The sequence below is a fragment of the Nocardiopsis sp. NPDC058631 genome (genome assembly GCF_042716955.1).
In the GTDB taxonomy this organism is placed as follows: domain Bacteria; phylum Actinomycetota; class Actinomycetes; order Streptosporangiales; family Streptosporangiaceae; genus Nocardiopsis.
Genome location: NZ_JBHXQY010000205.1, coordinates 1 through 1,321, shown reverse-complemented (window position 1 = coordinate 1,321; position 1,321 = coordinate 1). Strand labels below are relative to the sequence as shown.

1 protein-coding gene is annotated in these 1,321 nt (G+C 72.7%); it reads left to right on the top strand.

Annotated elements, in window-relative coordinates; all coding sequences use genetic code 11:
- Nucleotides 1-14 precede the first annotated feature (14 nt).
- The coding region (locus tag ACFWTE_RS29970; protein ID WP_378783321.1) for a beta-ketoacyl synthase N-terminal-like domain-containing protein at nt 15-1,321 on the top strand (1,307 nt) is incomplete at its 3' end.

Below are 1,321 nucleotides of genomic sequence, written 5' to 3'. Positions count from 1 at the left end.
CGCCGCGTGAGGCGTTGGCGGCTGATCCGCAGCAGCGGTTGTTGTTGGAGACGGTGTGGGAGGCGTTGGAGGACGCGGGTATTCCGGCTCCGTCGCTGCGGGGCAGCAGAACCGGCGTCTACGCCGGAGTGGGGTTCCAGGGCTACGGCGCGCTGAGCTTCGCCGACCTCCCCGCCGAGGTGGAGGGGTACTTCGGGAACGGCGGTTCCAGCAGCATCGCTGTCGGCCGGGTGGCGTACACGTTCGGGTTCGAGGGTCCGGCGGTGGCGGTGGACACGGCGTGTTCGTCGTCGCTGGTGACGCTGCACATGGCGGTGAACGCCCTGCGCCAGGGTGAGTGCGATCTGGCGCTGGCGGGCGGTGTGACCATCATGTCCACCCCGTTGTCGTTCGTGGAGTTCTGCCGTCAGCGCGCGCTGTCGGTGGACGGGCGGTGCCGCCCCTTCTCGGCGGCGGCTGACGGAACCGTGTGGTCCGAGGGCGTCGGCCTGTTGCTGGTCGAGCGCCTGTCGGATGCCCGCCGTCTGGGCCACCGGGTGCTGGCCCTGGTCAGGGGCAGTTCGGTGAACCAGGACGGTGCCTCCAACGGGCTCACCGCCCCCAACGGCCCCTCGCAGGAGCGGGTGATCCGCAAGGCGTTGGAGAACGCGGGCCTGTCGGCCACGGACGTGGACGTGGTGGAGGCGCACGGGACGGGGACCCGGTTGGGGGACCCGATCGAGGCGCAGGCGCTGCTGGCGACCTACGGCCAGGGGCGGCCCGAGGACCGTCCGCTCTACCTGGGCTCGCTCAAGTCCAACATCGGACACAGCGTGGCCGCCGCTGGCGTGGGCGGGGTGATCAAGATGGTGCAGGCCATGCGCCACGGCCTGATGCCCCGGAGCCTGCACGCCCAGGAGCCCACCCCGTTCGTGGAGTGGGACTCGGGCCGGGTCGAGCTGCTGGACCGCGCCCGCCCCTGGCCGCGCGGGGAGCGCCCCCGCCGCGCCGGCGTGTCGTCCTTCGGTATCGGCGGCACCAACGCCCACGCGGTCCTGGAGGAAGCACCCCTGACCACGGCGGCGACCGGGGCGCCGGTGGCCGAGGCACCAGCCGGGGGCGGCACCGGGACGGAGCCGCTGCCGCAGCTGCCCTGGGTGGTCTCGGCCCGGTCCGAGAGCGCGTTGCGGGTCCAGGCGGAGCGCCTGGCCGCGCATGTGCGCGCCGATCCCGACCTGACCCCCTCTGACGTGGGTTTGTCGTTGGCGGTGCATCGGGCGGGGTTGGAGTTTCGGGCTGCGGTGTGGGGTGGTGACCGTGGTGAGTTGGTGGCGGGGTTGGA